A 21,091-nucleotide genomic window follows, 5' to 3' on the forward strand; every position below is an offset into this window, starting at 1 on the left:
CCGCAAGCGTAGTCGCATCAATAACATCAACACCACCCGCCACACTGGTAACGGATCGTTAATCCCGGCTTGCTCATCCCGTTACCGCGCAGGCTGCGGAGAGTGCATTGTGGTGGGGTGCTGGAAGATAGGCATCTCGACAGCCGGGTCGGTGATCCGGCGGTGGTTCGGTCGGTATTCGAGGCGTTGGACGTCATGGCGTGTTGCTGGCAGGGGCCGGAGCTGCGCCTGATCGCGGCGAACGCCGCGTTCCGCTACGTCGCAGGCCGAGACGACGTGATCGGATGCACCGTCTCCGAGGTGTTCCCCGAACTGGACGGTCAGCTGATGAACCCGGTGATCGAGCGGGTCTACTCCACCGGCCGCACCGAAGTCGGACGGGAGTGGCGAGTCCAGTGGGAGCACCCGGCGTCCAATCGGGTCGAGGAACGCTGGCTCAGTTTCGTCGTCGCACCACATACCGACAACCGGGAATGGGTGCTCGCGTACGCGATCGACGTCACCGACCAGGTGATGGAGCGTGAGCTCGCTGGGCGGCAGGCCGCCGAGGCCCAACGCCGCTACGAGGCGACCCGCGATGTCGTCGACGAACTGCAGCGGGCACTGCTGCCCATCGAGCTGCCGGTCGTCCCGCATATCGACCTCGCTGCCCGCTACCTGACCGCCTCGCGCGACCAGGCCGCCGGCGGGGACTGGTTCGACGCGCTACCGCTGGACGACGGCCGCATGGCACTGGTGGTCGGGGACGTAGTGGGGCATGGCGTGGCGGCGTCGGCGGCCATGGGACAACTTCGCGCCGCGCTCGAACTGGCGGTGACCACGGCTGCGGACCTCGGCTCTGCCATCGCCCAGGTCGACGCGTTCGCCGCACAGAAGCGACCGCTGCGGGCCGCGACCGTCGCCATCGTCGTGATCGACCCGCGGACCGCGGACATGGAGTTCTGCCTGTGCGGGCACCCGCCCCCCGTCGTTGTCGGGGCGGACGGCAACACCCGGTTTCTACACCAAAGCGGAAGCGCCCCACTGGGAGTCGGGCATCACCATGCGGTCATCCGGAGATCGCTCAAGGCCGGCGATGTGGTCCTGCTGTACTCCGACGGACTCATCGAGCGCCCGGGCAGAACCATGGCAGACGGTTATGCGGAGGTGGCGCAAGTGGCGGCCGACGCGGTGGCGAACCGGGTGCTGCCCACCGGCGCGGCGGTTTCACCGGCAGCTCGTGCGTGCCAGCTGACCGTCGAATTACTCACGCGCACAGGCTATGACGATGATGTAACCACGCTGGCGGCACAGCTTGTCGCCGCACCCCCGCCCGAGCTGGCCGTGTCCACCATCGCCGACGATCACGGCATCACCGAAGCGGTCGACGGGATCCGAACGTGGCTGGCCGCGCTCGACATCAGCGACGAGGCCACGCTGGCGATAGAGCTGGCCGTTAACGAAGCGGTCGCCAACGTCGCGGTACACGCCTATCCCGACTGCGCACCCGGACCGTTGCGTATCTCGGGCGTTCTGCGTTCCGGCGGGGTGGCCGAAGTGTGCGTCGGCGACGACGGGCAGTGGCGTACGCCCGGAATCGCCGACATCGGCCGCGGGCGTGGTTTGGCGATGATGGAACGGCTCCTGGACGAGGTGACGATCAAACATGACGGCGCGCCCCGGCCGGCCGGGAAAGGCACGGTACTGACGCTGCGCCACAAGGTATCTCGGCCCGCGCTGGTCGCCTCCGGAAGCTTCGGGAGCAGCCCGTCGCCTGCGCCGCCTACTTACCGCGCCGAGCGCAACGACGAACCCGGCAAAGCGACGCTGACGGTGACCGGCGCCGTGGATGCGCTGACCGCCGACCGGTTCAACGCTGACCTCTCCGACGCCGCCCAGGGCGGCACCGTCGGGCTGACCGTGCTGCTGGACCAGGTCACGATGCTGACGAGCAGAGGTGTGCGGGCGCTGTTCATGACCCGCGAGCAGCTGGCCGCCCACCAGCGGCCGTTCACTCTGGTGGCCGCTTCGGGCACTCCGGCGGCCGTCGTGCTCGATCTGGTGGGCCTGGAGCGCACCACGGAGTAAGGCGACGGCTGAAACCGTCGTGCGATAGCGGTGTGAGTAGGGTGGCCACAGTGCTCGAACCCGCCCGCCAAAGTCGCCAGGAGGCCCCAGCATGCCCGTCGTCGTCGTCGCCACACTGACCGTCAAGCCCGAATCGGTCGACACCGTCCGCGACATCCTCACCACCGCGGTCGAAGAAGTGCACGGCGAGCCGGGCTGCCAGCTGTATTCGCTGCACCAGACGGGCGAGACCTTCGTCTTCGTGGAGCAGTGGGCCGACGAGGAGGCGCTCAAGACCCACAGCACGGCGCCCGCGATCGGCAAGATGTTCGGTGCCGTCGGCGAGCACCTGGCCGGGGCGCCGGACATCAAGATGCTGGCCCCGGTTCCGGCCGGCGATGCCGACAAAGGGCAATTGCGCGCCTGATGGCCCGGCCCCTGGAAGGCAAGACGGCCTTCATCACCGGCGCCGCGCGTGGTCAGGGACGCGCCTATGCGGTCCGGTTGGCCACTGACGGCGCGAACGTGATCGCCGTCGACCTGTGCGACCGGATCGACAGCGTGCCCTACCCGCTCGGCACCGCAGAGGACCTGGCACAGACCGTCAAACTCGTGGAGGACGCCGGGGGGCGCATCGTCGCCCGACAGGGTGACGTCCGGGACCGCGCTTCGCTGGAGGCTGCGTTGCAGGCGGGCCTCGACGAGTTCGGCCGGCTCGACATCGTGATCGCCAATGCCGGGATCGCCCCCATGCAGTCGGCCGACGGCTGGCGCGACGTCATCGACGTCAACCTGACCGGCGCCTACCACACCGTGGACGTCTCGACGCCGACCATGATCGAGCAGGGCGAGGGCGGCTCGATCGTGCTGATCAGTTCGGCCGCGGGCCTGGCGGGTGTGGGCAGCGCAGACGCCGGCTCGATCGGCTATACCGCCGCCAAGCACGGTCTGGTCGGACTGATGCGACTGTACGCCAATCTGCTTGCACCGCACGATATTCGGGTTAACTCGGTGCACCCCTCCGGAGTCGACACACCGATGATCAACAACGAGTTCATCCGCCAGTGGCTGACCGATCTGGTCAGCAAGAGCGGTCGGGCACCCGGCATGAGCAACGCACTGCCAGTGCAGATTCTGCAGGCGGAGGACATCGCCAATGCGGTGGCGTGGCTGGTGTCCGACCAGGCCCGCTACATCACCGGAGTCACGTTGCCGGTCGACGCGGGCTCAGTGAACAAGCGGTAGCTCGTGGCCCGAAACCCCGCTGCCGGAACCGCGTTCGGACCGATGCTGTTGGCCGCGGTCGAGCAGAACGAACCGGCCGGCCGCAGGCTGGTGGACGACGACCTCGCGGAGCTTTTCCTGCCGTTGCCGCTGCGCTGGCTCGCCGCCGCTACCCGCGCGACGGTGTTTCGGCGGGCGCTGATCGGCGCATCGGAGCGGACCGGCCCGGGATTATGGGCCAATCTGGCCTGCCGCAAACAGTTCATCGGCGACAAGCTCGCGGACGCTCTTGAGGACATCGACGCGGTGGCGATACTCGGCGCGGGCCTGGACACCCGCGCCTACCGGTTGACCCGCCAGATCCGCAGACCGGTCTTCGAGGTGGACCTGCCGGTCAACATCGCCCGCAAGGCCAGGACTGTCCGCAAGGTGCTGGGTGAGCTGCCGCTCTCGGTTCGGTTGGTGGCGTTGAACTTTGAGCGCGACGACCTGTTGACCGCACTGGCCGAGCACGGCTACCGGCCCGACTACCGGACGTTCTTCATCTGGGAGGGTGTCACGCAGTACCTCACCGAGGACGCCGTCCGCGCGACGTTGCAGGGTCTGCGGCCGACCGCGCCGGGCAGTCGACTGGTGTTCAGCTACGTCCGTCGCGACTTCATCGACGGCACGAATCGCTATGGCTCCCGCGCGCTGTACCGCTCGGTGCGGGGACGCCGCCGGCTGTGGCATTTCGGCCTGCTGCCCGACGAGGTCGCGGCCTTCCTCGAGGAGTACGGCTGGCGACTGGTGGAACAGGTCGGGCCGGACGAACTCGTCGAGCGCTACGTCAGGCCCACCGGCCGCACGTTGCCTGCATCCCAGATCGAATGGTCGGCCTACGCCGAGAAGGTCTAGCGGTGTCTGCCACCCCGTCGAGCGTGGAATCTACGACGCCTCAGCGGCGTGTCGCGTCGTGAACTTCACACTCGCGGGGCCGTTTACACCTCGAGGATCGTCGGCACGATCATCGGCTGCCGGCGGTATGTCTCGCCCACCCATTTACCGACGGTGCGCCGCACGCTCTGAGCGATGCGGATCGGATCGGTGACGTTGTTGGCCGCCAACGATTCCAGCTCTGCCTCGACCTTGCGCACGACGGGTTCCAGCGCCTTGGGGTCCTCGGAGAAGCCCCGGGAATGCAGGTGCGGGGTGGTCACCGGCTTACCGGTGCCCCGGTGCACCACCACGGTGACGGCGACGAAGCCCGAGGACAGAATGAGCCGCTCCCCCAGCGTGATTTCGCCGACGTCGCCGGTGATCAGGCCGTCGACGAACATCTTGCCGACCGGTACCGCTCCGGCGATGCTGGCCTTCCCGGCGACCAGGTCGACGCTGACGCCGTTCTCCGCCAACATGATCGACTCCTCCGGCACCCCGGTGCTGGCGGCCAGCTTGGCGTTGGCCCGCAGGTGCCGCCAGGTGCCGTGCACCGGCATGACGTGGCGCGGGCGTACCCCGTTGTAGAGGAACAGCAGTTCGCCGGCGTAGGCATGACCCGAAACGTGAACTCGCGCTTGGGCGTTGGTGACAACGCGGGCGCCGATCTTGGCCAGTGCGTCGATGACACCGTAAACCGCTTCCTCGTTGCCCGGGATCAGCGACGACGACAGCACGATGAGGTCACCGGCGGTCAGGGTGATGCTGCGGTGCTCGCCGCGGGACATCCGCGACAACGCGGCCATCGGCTCGCCCTGAGTTCCGGTGGTGACCAACACCACCCGGTTGGCCGGCATCTCCTCGGCCGCGGCGATGTCGATCAGGTCGGAGTCGGCTACCTTCAGAAAGCCGAGCTCGCGGGCAATGCCCATGTTGCGCACCATCGACCGCCCGACGAACGACACCCGCCGGCCCAATGCCACTGCGGCGTCGATGATCTGCTGGACACGGTCGACGTTGGAGGCGAAACACGCCACGATGACGCGTCCGTCGGCACCGCGGATCAGCCGGTGCAGTGTCGGGCCGATCTCGCTCTCCGACGGCCCGACACCCGGATGCTCGGCGTTGGTGGAGTCGCACAGGAAGAGGTCCACACCTGCGTCGCCGAGCCGCGACATCCCCGGCAGGTCGGTGGGACGGCCGTCGAGCGGCAGTTGGTCGAGTTTGATGTCGCCGGTGTGCAGCACGGTGCCGGCACCGGTGTAGACGGCGATGGCCAGCGCGTCGGGGATGGAATGGTTGACCGCGAAGTACTCACACTCGAACACTCCGTGCCGGCTGCTCTGCCCCTCTTTGACCTCGACGAACACCGGCTTGATGCGGTGCTCGCGGCACTTGGCGGCGACCAGCGCGAGGGTGAACTTGGAGCCGACGACCGGGATGTCGGGCCGCAGCTTGAGCAGGAACGGGATCGCGCCGATGTGGTCCTCGTGGGCGTGGGTGAGGACCAGCGCCTCGATGTCGTCCAGCCGGTCCTCGATATGGCGCAGATCGGGCAGGATCAGATCGACGCCGGGTTCGTCGTGGGTGGGGAACATCACGCCGCAGTCGATGATCAGCAGTCGGCCCAGATGCTCGAAAACCGTCATATTGCGGCCGATTTCGCTGATCCCGCCGAGCGCGGTGACCCGCAACCCGCCCGCGGTCAATGGACCGGGCGGTGCGAGCTCCTCGTACAACGTCAGATCACCGTAGAACAGAGGCGGCGCGCATATCGGCCGCCAGTGCGTCGAGTTGCTCCGGTGTCGCCGGCACCTGCGGCAACCGCGGGTCGCCGGCGTCGATGCCCTGCAGCCGCAGGCCTGCCTTGGACAGCGTCACTCCGCCCAGCCGGCTCATCGCGTTGCACAGGGGCCCCACCGAGAGATTGATTTTGCGGGCTGTCGCCACGTCACCGGAATGAAAGGCGGACAACAACTCACGCAGCTGACCCGCCGCCAGGTGGGAGATCACGCTGATGAAACCGGTGGCGCCCATGGCGAGCCACGGCAGATTCAACGCGTCGTCGCCGGAGTAGTAGGCCAGGCCGGTCTCGGCGATGATCTGACCCGCGCCGTGCAGGTCGGCCTTCGCGTCCTTGACGCCGACGATGTTGGGATGTGCCGCCAGCGTTCGCAGTGTGTCGAATTCGATCGGCACCACCGAGCGCGGCGGGATGTCGTAGAGCAGCACCGGCAGGTCGGTTGCGTCGGCGACGGCGGTGAAGTGCGCGATCAGCCCGGTCTGCGGCGGCCGTGAGTAGTACGGGGTGACCACCAGCAGTCCGTGTGCACCCTCGGCTGCCGCCGCCTTGGCCAACTTGATGCTGTGTGCGGTGTCGTAGGTGCCGGCGCCGGCGATGATCCGCGCCCGGTCCCCCACGGCCTCCAGGACCACTCGCAGGAGTTCGCGCTTCTCGTCGTCGGTGGTGGTCGGCGACTCACCCGTGGTTCCCGAGACGACCAGACCGTCGCATCCCTGGTCCACCAGGTGGCTGGCCACCCTCGCCGCGGCGGCGGTGTCCAGAGCGCCGTCGGCGTCGAATGGTGTCACCATCGCGGTCAGCAGGGTTCCCAGCCGCGCTGGGGCATCGAATCCGACGGTGCTCACGGTTCCCCAGATTACCTGGCTACGGCGAGGTTCATAGCACCGCGGGCTCAGGCTTCGGTCGCGAGCGGGCTGGTTGCGACCTCACTGCCGTCGGCGAGCGTGGAGACCTCGAAGTCGGCGAACACCGCGGGTGCGACGTCGACCAGCTGGCGCAGGCACGCGATGGCCAGCCGCCGAATCTCGATGTCGGCGTGCTCGCTGGCCCGCATCGCGATGAAGTGCCGCCAGGCCCGGTAGTTCCCGGTGACGACGATGCGGGTCTCGGTGGCGTTCGGCAGCACCGCGCGGGCGGCCTGGCGGGCCTGCTTGCGACGCAATACCGCGTTGGGTTGGTCGGCGAACTTGGCCTCCAGCTTGGCCAGCAGCTCGATGTAGGTGGCGCGGCTGGCGTCCGCGGCGGCGGTCAGGATCTCGCGCAGCTCCGGATCGTCCTCGATGCCGGGCGGCAGCACCACCTGGGAGTCGTGCTCCGGAACGTAGCGCTGGGAGAGCTGCGAGTAGGAGAAATGCCGGTGCCGGATCAGCTCGTGGGTGCACGACCGAGAGATGCCGGTGATGTAGAACGACACGCTGGCGTGCTCGAGCACCGAAAAATGCCCGACGTCGATGATGTGCCTGATGTAGCCGGCGTTGGTCGCGGTCCGGGGATTGGGCTTGGACCAGCTCTGGTAGCAGGCCCGGCCGGCGAACTCGACCAGCGCCGAACCCCCGTCGGCGTCGGTGGTCCAGGGGACGTCCGGGGGCGACAGGAAGTCGGTCTTGGCGATCAGTTGCACGCGCAGCGGCGCGGTTTCGGCCACGGCGATCAGCCTATCTGGCCGACGAGCACGGCGTCCCCGATGCGCACCTCGCCCGACATCAGCAGCGGGAGCAGCGCGTCGCGATACGCCGCCAGCCGTGCGATCTCGATGCGGCGCGTCTGACACAGCGCACCGAGGTCCGTGATGGTCTGCGCCGCATCCGGAGGCAGCCGCCGGACGTCACGAACCCCGACGTCGAGTAGGTCGCGCGGGCGGATCCGCTGATGACTCCCTGATGTTCCCACCACCTGTCGCTGCAACGCTTCTGAGACGTCGGCCTGGCACAGCGCGGCCCAGAGCACCGAGGCGCCGACGCCGGCTGGGGTCAGTACGACGAACTCGCTGCTGGCCACCGGCAACTGTGGTGGCATGTCCGCCACGTTCCAGACGCGGGGAATGCGGGGGTTGAGTTTGGCGAACAGCACGCACGGCTGCCTCAGCAGGAATTTGCCGCTCCTGATCGATGCACCCGCGACCACGAGGGGTGTCGCGCCCTCGTCGAACGCCGGAAGGCTGAAATGCGCAACGAACTCGGGGAAATGCTGCGGATCCGCGAATTCGCCCGATCGGGCCGCCAGGCTCGACAGCGGCACCCGGTGCGAGACCATCTCGGCCATGCCCACCATCAGGGCCTCAGCCGCTGCTATCACGCGCCGGCCGGCGGCGATCTTGTGATCGACGGCGCCGAGCAGAGCGCCGATCCGCGGCCGGTGCTCGGCCGAGACATCAGGTGCCGGAATGTCGCAGAGGATGCTCTGATTGAGCAGCGGCTGCCCGGATCCGCAACGGTGCCCATTGAGTCCAACGGCCCGCAGCGCGTAGTACCAGAAGCGCGTCTCTGCCGGGTTTTTTGGGCGGCAGGTGAACGCATTGTCGGTGACCCAGATGTCGGAATCACTGTAATGCACGCTGCCGCAATATGTTCCGACCCGACCGATGACTATCACGGGGCCGGCGGCGTTACTTGCGGCTGCTGAACCGATCGCCCCGTTGGCGCCGTAGACCCGGAACGGCCCGCGGATCCGGGGTTCCGGCGCCGCGCGGCCGCTGCGGAAGTCAAGATGATCGCCCAGCCTCAGCGCCACTGGACGCGTCCTAATCGGTCGCGCACCACCGCATCCAGCCGATCGGATTCGTCCAGGGCGTCCAGCAGCTCTGCAGTCAACCGCGCGATCTTCTCGTCGGGAGGTTCAGCGCCGGGTTGGGCGGTGGCCGCCCCGACGAAACGCCCGGGACTGAGCACGTATCCCGCGGCTCGGATCTCGTCCAGCGTGGCCGATCTGCAGAACCCCGGGATATCTTGATAGTCGGCATTTTTGGAAAGCCACGCGTGATAGGTCTGACCTATCCGGAGGATCTCGTCAACGGCCAGCGCGCGCTCGGCGCGGTCGACAAGGTGCCCGAACCCGCGCGCATCGACGAAAAGCACCTGACCCGCCCGGCGCGTCTTGGCCTTGTCAAAGAACCACAGGCACACGGGAATCCCGGTGTTGCGGAACAGCTGGGTGGGCAGGGCCACCATGCAGGACACCAGGTCCGCGTCGACGATGCCAGCCCGAATCTTCCCTTCGCCGGCCGTATTTGACGACATGGAGCCGTTCGTCATCACCACTGCGGCCCGGCCCTGTGGCGCGAGCTTGGACAGGATGTGCTGAATCCAGGCGAAATTGGCATTCTTGGCCGGCGGAACACCGAAGCGCCAGCGCGGATCCTGCTCGTTGCGCGCCCAATCCTTGATATTGAATGGCGGATTGGCCATTACGTAATCCATCTGCACGCCAGCGTGCTGGTCACGGACGAAGGTGTCTCCGCGAGCCAGACCCCTGTCGTCGATGCCGTGCACGGCCAGATTCATCCTGGCCATCCGCCACGTGTCCTCGACGCTTTCCTGCCCGTAGATGGCGATGTCACCCGGCCGGCCCTCACGCGCGGCGATAAATTGCTCTGTCTGGACGAACATTCCACCGGAGCCGCAACACGGGTCGTACACTCGTCCGTTGCCCGGCTGCAGGACCTCGACGATGACCCGGACGACGCTCGGCGGTGTGAAGAACTCGCCACCACGACGTCCTTCCGCGCGGGCGAAACTGCCCAGGAAATACTCGTACACCTCACCCATGAGATCCCGGTGGCCACCGGCCATGGCGGCCTGATCGAGAATCGCGATGAGTTCACCGAGGCGGCGCTCGTCGACGCGCTGGTAGTGCCGCGGCAGCATTCCGGCCAGCGCCGGATGTTCCGTCATCACCTCGTCCATCGCCCGGTCGACCAGCTCACCGATGTCCGGCGCTTCGGCGTTGTCGGCCAACGATTTCCAGCACGCGTCGCAGACGTGTTTAAGGAACACCAGTCCGAGGACGACGTCTTTGTACTGGCTGGCCGGCAGGGAGCCGCGCAATTTGTTGGCGGCGTGCCACAGCGTGTCCTTCAAGCTTTGATCCATCAGCCGGCTCGCTTACCGGCTGCGCGCAACTCCGCGGCCAGATCGCCGCGGTCAGCAACCTCCACGCGGCTCAATTCCAGCCAGGACGCCATCTGTGACAGCTCATCGGCCAGCGCCGCGGCGACCCTCGGCCGCGCGATATCCGGCTCGCCGAAGGCGCCCACCACCTGCAGCGTGTCCCCGGCACGGTCGGCCTTGAGGTCCACCCGCGCCACCAGCTCGCCATCGAGCAGGAATGGCCACACGTAATAGCCGTACTGCCGTTTGGCGGCAGGGGTATAAATCTCGATGCGGTAGTGGAAATCGAAGATCCGCTCCACGCGCGGCCGGAAGAAGATGAGCGGGTCGAACGGACAGAGCAGCGCAGTGCCGCGATCGCGGCGCGGAACCGTCCTCCCGGCCCGCAGGTAGCCCGGCGCGGACCAGCCCTCGACGTCCACCGTTTCGATCTCGCCCGCGGCCACCAGCCCGGCAATGGCCGGTTTCGTCTGCTGGGCGGACAGCCGGAAGTAGTCGCGAATGTCGGCCTCGGTGCCGACGCCCAGTGATGTGGCCGCGCGCAGCGTCAGCTCTCGGACGGCTTCGTCATCGTCGACCTCGCGGGTGAGCACCTCGGCGGGCAACACCCGCTCCACCAGGTCGTAGTGCCTCGCGAAACCCACCCGGGTGGCGGTGGTCAGCACTCCGGAGGCGAACAGCGCCTCACACACCCACTTGGTGTCGCTGCGGTTCCACCAGGCGCCCTTGGCCCTGCGCGGCGCCGCTTCCAGGTGCGTCTCGATCTGTCCGGCGGTGCTGGGGCCCAGCTCGGCGACGGCGGCCACGATGTCGTCGGCCAGTTGCGGGTTGGCTTTGACGATGTGGGTGCCCCAGCGCCCGTGCCGGTACTGACGCATCCGCCAGCGCAGCAGCGGCCAGTCGTCGACCGCCATCAGCGCCGCTTCGTGCACCCAGTACTCGGCCAGCAGTCGCGACTTCGGCGGCCCCCACGCGGCGCTGTCCAGCATGTCGCGGTCGTAGGGTCCCAACCTGCTGAACACCGGGGCGTAGTGGGCGCGCACCGCCACCGAGACCGAATCCAGTTGCAGCACCTGGATCCGCGAGATGAGCCGCCGCAGGTGTGCGCGGGTGACGACGCCGCCCGGACGGGGCTCGCTAAACCCTTGCGCCGCAACGGCGATCCGCCGGGCCTGCGCGGCGGTCAGCCTGGCTTTGCGGACCGACACGGCGCCGAGACTACCGGTCCGCGCGGTCCGGCGGCGGGACCGGCGCGGGGTTACGCCGTCCTGACTTGGCGATCCGCCGTCCCGTTGGTTGCCGACTGGTTGCGCTGTTCGTATGCCGACTCGAGTGCAGCCGGCACCGGTTCGAGGTCGCGGTAGACGCTCATCAGCTGTTCCAGCACGTTGATTCGTTGCTGTGTCGCCTGGTCCACCGCACGCCGGGCCTGCTCACGGTAGTGATCGGCCTCCTGCTTGGCGTCGGCGAGGAGTTGGTCTCGCTCGCGCCGGGCCTGATCCCACGCTTCACCGATCTCCGATTCGGCGTCGTTGCGCATGTTTGCCAGTTCGGCTTCCTGCTTTGCCTTGGTCTCTTCGTATTCGGCCTGCAGGGCGTTCAGCTGCTCAGCCATCTCTGCCAACCGCTCCTTCGACTTCTGCTGCTCGGCTTCCGCATCGGCCTCGGCCGCCGCGATCATCGCGTCCGCTTCCGCGCGCGCCTCGGATTGCATCTGCGACACCTCGTCGACCGCACGCCTGAGCATCTTGGCCATCCGCTGTTGCATCGCGTGCGGCGAGGGCGAGGTGTCGGTGAGCAACGCCACTTCCTTGCGCAGCGCGGCCGCTTGGTCGCCGGATTCTTGCAGCCGCGTCCGCAGGCTCTCCACGTCGTCACGCAGCAGCCGCTGCTTGGTGGTCAACACTTCGATGTGCGCGTCCACCGCGGCCTGGTCGTAGCCCAGGAACTTGCGAGAAAACGTCTTCACGGGTTCGGTTACCACTCTTGATTCCCCCTTCTGATGCTTGATATCCGGTGAGACCGCCCCCAAGCCGAGTATGTCAGCTCAATCGGTCGCGCCGAGGGGGCCGATCACGGATGGAAGTAGCTGTGAAACCGGTAACGTAACCCTGCGCGGCTGACCTGCCACTCCCCCGTTTCACCCTGCCACGACTCGTCGAGCACGGGTGCCAGCGCGTCTTCGTCGTCGCGCGGTAGGTCGATGTCGACCTCGGTGACCTCACACCTGCTGGCCAGCGGTAGCGCCAGGGCGTAGATCTGACCACCACCGATAACCCACGTCTCGGGCTCGGTGAGGGCCTGGTCGAGCGACCCGACCACCTCGGCCCCGTCAGCCGTGAAACCGGCCTGGCGGCTCAGGACGACGTTTCGCCGGCCCGGTAGCGGACGGAAGCTGGGCGGCAGCGATTCCCACGTGAGCCGGCCCATCACCACCGTGTGCCCCATGGTGATCTTCTTGAAGTGCGCCAGATCCTCCGGCACCCGCCACGGTATATCGCCTCCGCGCCCGATCACACCAGATGTCGACTGAGCCCAGACCAGGCCTACCTTCATACGGCTACTGGGGCTTTGATCGCGGGATGGGGGTCGTAGTTTCGCACTTCGATGTCGTCATAGGTGTAATCGAAAATCGAATCCCTATGAGCCAGATGCAGTTTCGGGTATGGCCGGGGCTCGCGCGTGAGTTGCAGCCCGACCTGCTCGACGTGGTTGTCGTAGATATGGCAGTCGCCGCCGGTCCAGACGAATTCGCCGACCTGCAGGCCGGCCTGGGCCGCCATCATGTGCGTGAGCAGCGCGTAGCTGGCGATATTGAACGGCACTCCGAGGAACAGGTCGGCGCTGCGCTGATACAGCTGGCAGCTCAGACGGCCGTCGGCCACGTAGAACTGGAAAAACGCGTGGCACGGCGGCAGCGCCATCTGCGGGATCTCGCCGACGTTCCAGGCCGAGACGATGATGCGGCGACTGTCCGGGTCGGTGCGCAGCAGCTCGAGTGCGGCGCTGATCTGGTCGATGTGCTGCCCGCTCGGAGTGGGCCAGGATCGCCACTGCACACCGTAGATGGGCCCGAGATCGCCGGTGGTGCTTGCCCATTCATCCCAGATGGTGACGCCGTGCTCGTGCAGCCAGCTGACGTTGGAGTCGCCGCGCAGGAACCAGAGCAGTTCGTAGACCACCGACTTCAGGTGCACCTTCTTGGTGGTGATCAGCGGGAAACCGGCCGACAGGTCGTATCTGATCTGCTGGCCGAACAGGCTGCGGGTGCCGGTGCCGGTGCGGTCGGATTTGGCGGTGCCGGTGGCGAGCACCTGACGCAGCAGGTCCTCGTACGGCGTCGCGATCGGCACGCGGTCAGCTTAGCGCGATCGCAAGCGCGGCGAAGCCGGGCGCGGCGAAGCCGGGCGCGGCGGGGCGCCGGGACGGCGACGGAGTAGAACGGACACCATGCCGAAAATCACCGACCACGTGACCACCGCCGACGGCACCTGCAACGTGACTCTTCACACTCCGGAGGGTGCGGGTCCGTGGCCGGGTGTGGTCATGTTTCCCGACGCCGGCGGGGTCCGCGACACCTTCGACCAGATGGCGGCCAAGTTGGCCGGCTTCGGTTACGCCGTGCTGCTTCCCGACGTGTATTACCGCGAGGGCGACTGGGCCCCGTTCGACATGGCCACCGCCTTCAGCAACCCGAAGGAACGGGCCCGCATCATGTTCATGCTGGGCACCGTGACGCCGGACCGGATCACCCGCGACGCCACTGCGTTGTTCGACTATTTGGCCGGACGCCCGGAGGTCCGCGGTGAACGCTTCGGCGTCTGCGGCTATTGCATGGGCGGCCGGATCTCGGTACTGCTGGCTGGCCGGCTCCCGGAGCGGGTCGCCGCAGCGGCGTCGTTCCACGGCGGGGGCCTGGTCAGCGACAACGACCAGAGCCCGCACCTGCTGGCCGACAAGATGAACGCGCTGGTGTACGTGGGCGGCGCGGAGAATGATCCGTCCTTCACCGCCGATCAGGCCGAGCAATTGGAAAAGGCGCTGACGGCGGCGGGCGTGCGCCACACGATCGAGTGGTACCAAGCCGGACACGGGTTCGCCGTCCCGGACAACCCGCCTTACGACCCTGTCGCCGACGAGCGGCATTGGGCGGCAATGACGCAAACGTTCGCCGAGGCACTCGCCTGACCGTGCCGAGCCGAGGGGCACGCCGCCACACGCGGGAGGTAGCCCAACGCGCTCGCGAGCGCCATTAGGTGGCCGGGAGGTCGACGAGGTCACCGAGCCGTGAACGGTGCCGGTAGGCGGTGCCGAACACCAGTTGATCGCTCTTGGCGCGCTTGAGGAATAGGTGCGCGGGATACTCCCAGGTCATGCCGATGCCGCCGTGCAGCTGCACGCACTCCTCCGCGGCGTGCACCGCCGCGCCACTGCAGTAGGCCTGCGCCAGAGACACTGCCACCGCCGCATCGTCATCGCCGCGGGCAGTGGTGTCGGCCGCGTAGCGGGCCGCCGACATCGCCGAGCTGACCTCGAACCACAGATCCGACAGCCGATGCTTGATCGCCTGATAAGAACCGATCGCGCGGCCGAACTGCTTGCGCTCCTTCGCGTATGCCAGCGTGGTGTCGAAGCACCACTGCGCGACACCGAGCTGCTCGGAGGCCAGTAGCGCCGCGCCCGTGTGCAACGCCGCCGCCACCGCTTCGGTACCGGCTCCGACGAAAGTCGAGCTGGCACCTGAAAACTGAACATCCGCAATGGGTCTCGTCATGTCCAGGGCCAGTCTCGGTGACACCTGCACGCCGTCGCCGTCGCGCGGGACGGTGTGCAGCTCAAGCCCTTCCGGTCCGGCAACGGGCACCACCAGCACGCCGGCCTCCGCGGCGCCGGCCACGCTGGTGACCTGCCCGCTCAGGCCGCCATCGCCGACGTCCAGTCCGGTGACCGCATCCCAGGGGGCGGTGGACAGCGGCACCACCAGTGCCGCGCTGAGTTCGCCGGAGGCCAACGCTGACACAGTCTCGGTGTCACCGGCCCGCAACAACGCGACGGTGGCGAGCACCGCGCTGGACAAGTACGGCACCGGCGCTACGGCGCGACCGATCTCCTCCATCACGACGGCGGCCTCGCGGGCGCTCGCGCCCGCCCCGCCGAGCGACTCCGGTACCAGCAGACCCGCCACACCGAGCTCTACTGCCAGCGTTCGCCAGACTCCGGAAAAGTCTTGTGGCGGAGTGTCGTAACACTTCGCCACCGATTCCGGCGGACACCGGTCGGCGAACAACTGCCGGACACCGTCGCGCAACGCGTCCTCGGTGTCGGAGTACAGCAGGTCGCTCATCGGGGCAGGTCCTTCCACGCGAGGGCCTTGTCCACCCGGTGTTCGCCGGGCAGGCCCAGCACCCGTTCGGAGACGGTGTTGCGCAGGATCTCCGAGGTACCGCCTTCGATCGAGTTGCCCCTGGCGCGCAGGTAGCGGTACCCCGGCTCGCGGCCGGTCAGATCCACCACCTCCGGCCTGCGCATGGTCCAGTCGTCGTAGCGCAACCCCGCCTCGCCGTGCAGTTCGATCTCGAAGCCCGAAATCGCTTGCGCTATGCGGGCGAAGGCAATCTTCATTCCCGCACCTTCTGGTCCGGGCTGACCACTGGCGGCCTGCTGGCGCAGTCGCTCACCGGTCAGGCGGAGCACCTCCGCCTCGACCCACAGCCGCATCAGCTCGTCGTGCATGGCCGGATTGCGCAGTGCCGCATCACTGCGCCAGGCCTTGGCGACCTTTCCGATGTGGCCGCTCTCCCGCGGCGTGCCGGCCCGCGATCCGATCGCGACCCGCTCGTTGTTGAGCGTGGTGGTCGCCACCCGCCAACCGCCGCCCTCGGGACCGAGCCGGTTGGCATCGGGTACCCGGACGTCGGTGAGGAAAACCTCGTTGAACTCGGCTTCGCCGGTAATCTGACGCAACGGCCGGACGTCGACGCCCCGCTGCGTCATGTCGCACAGAAAGTAGGTCAGGCCCGCGTGTTTGGGGACGTCGGGGTTGGTGCGTGCGACGAGGATCGCCATCTGCGCGTGCTGCGCCTGCGATGTCCAGACCTTCTGCCCGTTGACGACCCACTCATCGCCGTCGCGCACGGCGCGGGTAGCCGCGGCGGCCAGGTCCGATCCGGCACCCGGTTCGCTGAACAGCTGACAGTAGATCTGTTCGCCAGTGAACAACGGACGCAGGAACTTTCGCTTCTGCTCATCGGTCCCGTACGCAATGATCGTCGGCGCGGCCATACCCATGCCGATGTAGTTCTTGACGGTGCCGCCCATGGGCGCACCCGCCGCGGCCAACTGCGCGTCGACCCGCGCTTGCGCGCTCCGCGGCAGATCGAGTCCGCCGAAACCAACCGGCAGATGCACCCACGCCAAACCCGCGTCGTACTGTGCGCCAAGGAAGTCCCGCGCCGAAGTGCCGGCCGGGTCGTGTTCGTCCAGCAGCGCACGGACCAGGGCGTCCAACTCGGCCTCGGTGGTCACTGCCGGCCGCCGGACTGATAGCCCTGCGCCGGCCCCAGCAGCAGGCCGCCGTCGATCACCAAGGTCTCGCCGGTGATCCAGCTGGCCGCATCGGAAACCAGGAACGCGACCGCACCGGCCACATCGTCGGGCTCGCCGATCCGGCCCAGCGCGATCGAGGACGCCAGCGGGTCCTCGTGGTCCTTCCACAGCGCCTCGGCCAGCCGGGTGCGGACCACGCCGGGGGCGATCGCGTTGACCCGGATCCGGGGCGAAAGTTCCAGTGCGAGTTGCTTGGTGACGTGAATCAGCGCCGCCTTGGTGGCGTTGTACAGGCCCATAGCCGGCGACTGGTGCATGCCACCGATCGAGGCGGTGTTGACGATGGCGCCACCGTGCTCTCCCATGCCCGACTTGACCACCAACGACGTCCACAGCAGCGGCGCCCACAAGTTGACGTCAAAGATCTTGTTGAACCGGGCGTGGTCCTGGTCGATCAGCGGGCCGTAGGCCGGGTTGGTGCCGGCGTTATTGATCAGGATGTCCACTCGCCCGAACCGCTCGAGGGTCAAGTCGACGCAGCGCCGTGCGGCATCCTCGTCGACCGCATGCGCGCCTACGCCCAGAGCGCGCTCGCCCACCTCCGCCGCGGCGGCGTCTGCCGCCTCCTGCTTCCTCGCGGTCAGCACCACATTGGCGCCCGCGTCCGAAAGCTTCTGTGCGATCGCCAATCCGATGCCCCGCGAGGCGCCCGTGACAATGGCGGTGCGGCCGGTTAAGTCCAAAGAGGTCATGTGCTTACGCCTTCTGTTGTTTCAAGAAAGAAGCCCGCCTGGTGCAGGTTTGAAAGTTCGTGAACGTGGTATGCGATTTGCATGTTAGCGAAATCACATCTCCTGAAACCACTGGTGGTGGCCGGGGCTGTCGCTGCAGCAATTGCCGCGGCACCGATGGCCGCCGCTGACGTTGCCGCGACCGGGCCGGGCGCTACCAGTACCGGCATCACCCACTTCATCCCGCTGGACCCCGGTGGCGGCGGTTGCGACGCCAACGGCAACTGCGGTTCCGGTGGCACCGACCAGGGACCGAACGGCGGTCCTGGCGGCCAGGGCTGCATCCCGGGCGTCGGGTGCGGCAACGGGGGCCAGTTCTGGGGTCCGGGCGGGGTTCCCGGCGGCGAGGGCTGTCTGCCGGGCGTCGGCTGCGGCTCCGGCCACGCCTGACGGACCTGGATGTCAGGAGTCCCGGAGCCTGGTGATCCAGGCGCGGGATTCCGCCGGGTCTATCACGTCGTCCAATTCGAAGGTGGTGCCGGCGCGCAGCGCTTTTCCGTGCTGATAGGCCGCGGCGACGAGTTTGTCGAACAGCGCCTGGCGCTGGGGCTCGTCGGGCGCGGCAGCCAACTCCTTGCTGAACCCAAGGCGCACAGCACCTTCCAGTCCCATGCCACCGATCTCACCGGTGGGCCACGCGACCGTGAACTGTGGCGCGCGGAACGAGCCGCCGGCCATGGCCATCGCACCCAGGCCGTAGCCCTTACGCAGAATGATCATCCCGAACGGCACGGTCAGTTGCGCTCCCAGGATGAACATCCGACCGAATCGGCGCACTGCGGCGTCTTTCTCTGCCTCCGGGCCGACCATGAACCCAGGTGTGTCGCACAGCGATACCACGGGCAGCCGGAATGACTCGCACAGTGTCAGGAAGTCGCCCACCTTATCGGCCGCTTCCGCATCGATCGCGCCGCCGAGGTGATGGCTGCTGTTGGCGATCAGGCCGTAGGGCGTGCCCTCCACTCGGACCAGGGCGGTGACGACGCCGACTCCGTAGTCGGGTCGCAGTTCCAGCACCGAACCGACGTCGACGATGCTGTCGATAGCCCGGTGCACGTCGTAGGCGCGTAACCTGTTCTGCGGCACCACATGCCGGGCCAGACGCGGATCCGGCGCCGCCCAGTCCGCCACGGCGCCCTGGAAATAGGACAGATACCGCTTGGCCAACGACACCGCATGTGCCTCGTCGCGGGCCACCAGGCTCACCACGCCGTTGCGCCGCTGGACATCGATCGGCCCGATCGCCTCAGGCGGGTAGGCACCGAGGCCGCCGCCTTCGATCATCGCCGGGCCGCCCATGCCGATGTTGGCATCCGGCGTCGCGATGATCACGTCGCACACCCCGGCCAGCGCCGCATTGCCGGCGAAGCAACGCCCGGAAACGATCGAGATGAGGGGCACCCGGCCGGACAGTCCGGCAAGCATCCGGAATGTCGGTACGTCCAGCCCCGCCATCCCGCCGACGTCCGTGTCGCCCGGACGCCCACCACCGCCCTCGGCGAAAAGCACCACCGGGATCCGTTTCCGGACGGCGAGGTCGAACACGCGGTCGGTCTTGGCATGGTTGCGCATGCCTTGCGTCCCGGCCAGCACCGTGTAGTCGTAGGACACCACCACGGCCCTTGCGGACTGGGGGCCGAAGCGATCCGCGCCGATGGTTGCCAGCCCGGCGACCAGGCCGTCCGCGGGAGTGTTGGCGATCAGGTCTTCTTCGGAGCGCCGGCTGCGCTGGGCGGCGATGGCCAGCGCGCCGTACTCCACGAAGCTGCCCGGGTCGACGAGATCGGCGATGTTCTCCCGCGCGGTACGACGGCCCGACTTGTGCCGCTTGGCCACCGCGGCCGGACGGCCCTCGTCGAGCGTCACCAGGTGCCGTTGCCGCACTTCATCCAGATCCTCCCTGGGGTGATCCAGATCCACTGCGGCCGAGCTCTTCTCATCACCGGAACCGGATTCCGTGCGGGTAAAGACCACCAGTGGGTCTCCGGTCCCGACGACCTGTCCCGGGGCCACCAGGTTGCGAACCGTGCGCAGCGCGTCGGGTGCCACAAGAACGTGTTGCATCTTCATCGCCTCGAGCACCACCACCTGACCCCCGGCGCCCACCTCCGTGCCGTCACGAGCCACCTCGACGACCGTCCCGGCGAGCTGCGCCCGGAGCACCTCCTCACCCGGGTAGAGCTCGACCGCCGCCGGCGCCGGGTGCTGTCGCTGGTGCGCCGCGGCCGCCGACGCCAATCGGGGAAGTCTGTCGTCGACGAAACTCGTTGTCACCAAACCAGATTGAAATTCACTGTCGGACAACAGCTCTTGCAGCACCGCGATGTTGGTGCCCACGCCCTCGATGCTGAACTCCTCCAGCGCGGTGTGCGCCTTGCGGGCCGCGGCGGCAAAGGAGGTGCTGTGCACGTGGGTGATCACCTTGGCCAGCAGCGAGTCGTACCGCGGGCTGGGTGCCAGACCGGGCCGGCCGTAGGTGTCGACGCGCACTCCCGGACCGGTCGGCGGGGTGAAAGCCGTCAGAGTGCCGGCGCTGGGCAGCACCGCACCGTCGGGCGCGATGGTCTCCATGTTGACCCGGGTCTGGATGGCGATGCCGGACCGGGCGGCAGGATCACCGGCGATATCGGTTCCGTCGGAGGAGATTCCGGGAGGGATCGCCAGGTCGCCGAATGTGGCGCCACCGGCGATGGCCAACTGGATACCGACCAGGTCCAGACCGGTGACCTGCTCGGTCACGGTGTGTTCTACCTGGATGCGCGGATTGATTTCCAGAAACACGAATTGTTCTCCGCGGACCAGGAATTCGACGGTGGCCAGACCGTGCAGAGCCACCCTGGCACACAGTCGCGCCGCCGCCCCGTGCAATTCACGACGCAGGCCGTCGGAAAGGTGCTGGGCGGGCGCGATTTCCACCAGTTTTTGGTACCGCCGTTGAATGCTGCAGTCCCGATCGCCCAGCGCGAGAGCACGGGTCTGATGGGCATGCGGAGCAGCGACGATCTGCACCTCGACGTGCCGTGCGTCGGGGAGCAACGCTTCGGCGAACAGCGCCGGATTACCGAACCCGAGTTGGGCTTCCGCCGCGGCGAGGCGGTAGGCATCCTCGATCTGGTCGGCGCGCTCGACCCTGCGCATCCCCCGCCCCCCGCCGCCGGCGAGGGCTTTGAGCATGATGGCGCCGTTCTGCGCGGCGAAGAACGCGCGGATGTCCTCGACGCCGGCCGGACCGTCCGTGGCGGCCAGTACCGGCACGCCGGCGGCGATCGCCGCCGCGCGGGCCGAGGTTTTGTTGCCCACCAGTTCGAGGACGCCGCCATCCGGACCGACGAACACAAATCCGGAATCCGCGCAGGCGCGGGCGAATTCGGGGTTCTCACTGAGGAATCCGTATCCCGGGTGGATCGTCGTCGCCCCCGCCGCCTTTGCCGCGCCGAGCACCGCGGTCCGGTCGAGATAGGCTGCTACCCCGTTGCCCGGCAATGCGATCGCTTCGTCGGCCGAGTACACGTGGGGGCTATCGGCGTCATCCTCGGCGTAGACCGCGACGGTGCGCCAACCGAGTTCGGTGGCGGTGCGAATGATGCGGTGAGCGATCTCGCCGCGATTTGCGATCAGGACATCGCGCGGTGGTGGCCGCATAGGGCACAGCGTAC

General features: G+C 67.7%; 19 protein-coding genes. 6 read left to right on the forward strand and 13 right to left on the reverse strand.

From position 1 onward, the window contains the following. Positions 1–117: 117 nt before the first annotated feature. From QXK92_RS08700 to QXK92_RS08715, 4 genes are all read left to right on the forward strand, one after another. Positions 118–2,067 carry a SpoIIE family protein phosphatase gene (locus QXK92_RS08700; protein ID WP_306241255.1) on the forward strand — a complete coding sequence of 650 codons (1,950 nt, stop codon included), beginning with the start codon at positions 118–120 and terminating at the stop codon, positions 2,065–2,067. 91 nt (positions 2,068–2,158) lie between these two features. Continuing rightward, complete coding sequence (locus tag QXK92_RS08705) at positions 2,159–2,473, forward strand: putative quinol monooxygenase (protein ID WP_306241256.1); 315 nt, start codon at positions 2,159–2,161, stop codon at positions 2,471–2,473. Further along, complete coding sequence (locus QXK92_RS08710; protein ID WP_306244284.1) at positions 2,470–3,291, forward strand: mycofactocin-coupled SDR family oxidoreductase; 822 nt, start codon at positions 2,470–2,472, stop codon at positions 3,289–3,291. The genes QXK92_RS08705 and QXK92_RS08710 overlap by 4 nt, the downstream gene beginning before the upstream one ends. A 3-nt stretch (positions 3,292–3,294) precedes the next feature. After that, a complete protein-coding gene (locus QXK92_RS08715; protein ID WP_306241257.1) occupies positions 3,295–4,167 on the forward strand; it encodes an SAM-dependent methyltransferase in 873 nt (290 codons plus the stop codon). An 83-nt stretch (positions 4,168–4,250) separates the two neighbouring features. On the opposite strand, the gene QXK92_RS08720 is transcribed toward QXK92_RS08715, so the two are convergent. From QXK92_RS08720 to QXK92_RS08760, 9 genes are all read right to left on the reverse strand, one after another. Then, complete coding sequence (locus QXK92_RS08720; protein ID WP_306241258.1) at positions 4,251–5,927, reverse strand: ribonuclease J; 1,677 nt, start codon at positions 5,925–5,927, stop codon at positions 4,251–4,253. Between the two features lie 7 nt (positions 5,928–5,934). Continuing rightward, positions 5,935–6,837 carry a 4-hydroxy-tetrahydrodipicolinate synthase gene (gene dapA / locus QXK92_RS08725; protein ID WP_306241259.1) on the reverse strand — a complete coding sequence of 301 codons (903 nt, stop codon included), beginning with the start codon at positions 6,835–6,837 and terminating at the stop codon, positions 5,935–5,937. 47 nt (positions 6,838–6,884) lie between these two features. After that, positions 6,885–7,637 (reverse strand): FAD-dependent thymidylate synthase, encoded by a 753-nt coding sequence (gene thyX / locus QXK92_RS08730; RefSeq protein WP_133447631.1) that lies wholly within the window; start codon positions 7,635–7,637, stop codon positions 6,885–6,887. Positions 7,638–7,642: 5 nt separating this feature from the next. Then, on the reverse strand, positions 7,643–8,722 hold the full coding sequence (locus tag QXK92_RS08735) for a restriction endonuclease subunit S (protein ID WP_306241260.1): 1,080 nt from the start codon (positions 8,720–8,722) through the stop codon (positions 7,643–7,645). Further along, entirely contained in the window at positions 8,713–10,080 is a 1,368-nt protein-coding gene (locus tag QXK92_RS08740; protein ID WP_306241261.1) for a type I restriction-modification system subunit M, read from the reverse strand. The genes QXK92_RS08735 and QXK92_RS08740 overlap by 10 nt, the downstream gene beginning before the upstream one ends. Next, on the reverse strand, positions 10,080–11,306 hold the full coding sequence (locus tag QXK92_RS08745; RefSeq protein WP_306241262.1) for a winged helix-turn-helix domain-containing protein: 1,227 nt from the start codon (positions 11,304–11,306) through the stop codon (positions 10,080–10,082). The genes QXK92_RS08740 and QXK92_RS08745 overlap by 1 nt, the downstream gene beginning before the upstream one ends. A gap of 50 nt (positions 11,307–11,356) precedes the next feature. Then, positions 11,357–12,082 (reverse strand): cell division protein DivIVA, encoded by a 726-nt coding sequence (locus QXK92_RS08750; protein WP_306241263.1) that lies wholly within the window; start codon positions 12,080–12,082, stop codon positions 11,357–11,359. A gap of 89 nt (positions 12,083–12,171) precedes the next feature. After that, entirely contained in the window at positions 12,172–12,654 is a 483-nt protein-coding gene (locus tag QXK92_RS08755; protein WP_306241264.1) for a dihydrofolate reductase, read from the reverse strand. Continuing rightward, positions 12,651–13,451 (reverse strand): thymidylate synthase, encoded by an 801-nt coding sequence (locus QXK92_RS08760; RefSeq protein ID WP_306241265.1) that lies wholly within the window; start codon positions 13,449–13,451, stop codon positions 12,651–12,653. The genes QXK92_RS08755 and QXK92_RS08760 overlap by 4 nt, the downstream gene beginning before the upstream one ends. 97 nt (positions 13,452–13,548) lie before the next feature. On the opposite strand from QXK92_RS08760, the gene QXK92_RS08765 reads away from it, so the two are divergent. Next, positions 13,549–14,286: a dienelactone hydrolase family protein gene (locus QXK92_RS08765; RefSeq protein ID WP_306241266.1), complete on the forward strand. Its 738-nt coding sequence runs from the start codon at positions 13,549–13,551 to the stop codon at positions 14,284–14,286. Between the two features lie 64 nt (positions 14,287–14,350). On the opposite strand, the gene QXK92_RS08770 is transcribed toward QXK92_RS08765, so the two are convergent. From QXK92_RS08770 to QXK92_RS08780, 3 genes are read right to left on the reverse strand one after another with little or no spacing between them, the layout of a single operon-like run. After that, positions 14,351–15,442: an acyl-CoA dehydrogenase family protein gene (locus QXK92_RS08770; RefSeq protein WP_306241267.1), complete on the reverse strand. Its 1,092-nt coding sequence runs from the start codon at positions 15,440–15,442 to the stop codon at positions 14,351–14,353. After that, entirely contained in the window at positions 15,439–16,623 is a 1,185-nt protein-coding gene (locus tag QXK92_RS08775; RefSeq protein WP_306241268.1) for an acyl-CoA dehydrogenase family protein, read from the reverse strand. Before QXK92_RS08775 ends, QXK92_RS08770 begins: the two co-directional genes overlap by 4 nt. Then, positions 16,620–17,396 carry an SDR family oxidoreductase gene (locus QXK92_RS08780; protein WP_306241269.1) on the reverse strand — a complete coding sequence of 259 codons (777 nt, stop codon included), beginning with the start codon at positions 17,394–17,396 and terminating at the stop codon, positions 16,620–16,622. Before QXK92_RS08780 ends, QXK92_RS08775 begins: the two co-directional genes overlap by 4 nt. Positions 17,397–17,498: 102 nt before the next feature. Between QXK92_RS08780 and QXK92_RS08785 the strand changes: the two genes are divergently transcribed. Further along, positions 17,499–17,825 carry a PE-PGRS family protein gene (locus QXK92_RS08785; protein ID WP_306244286.1) on the forward strand — a complete coding sequence of 109 codons (327 nt, stop codon included), beginning with the start codon at positions 17,499–17,501 and terminating at the stop codon, positions 17,823–17,825. A gap of 12 nt (positions 17,826–17,837) precedes the next feature. On the opposite strand, the gene QXK92_RS08790 is transcribed toward QXK92_RS08785, so the two are convergent. Then, positions 17,838–21,077, reverse strand: coding sequence for a carboxyl transferase domain-containing protein (locus QXK92_RS08790; RefSeq protein ID WP_306241270.1), 3,240 nt, complete (start codon positions 21,075–21,077; stop codon positions 17,838–17,840). Between the last annotated feature and the right edge of the window lie 14 nt (positions 21,078–21,091).

The organism is Mycobacterium sp. TY815 (assembly GCF_030755135.1).
In the GTDB taxonomy this organism is placed as follows: Bacteria; Actinomycetota; Actinomycetes; order Mycobacteriales; family Mycobacteriaceae; genus Mycobacterium.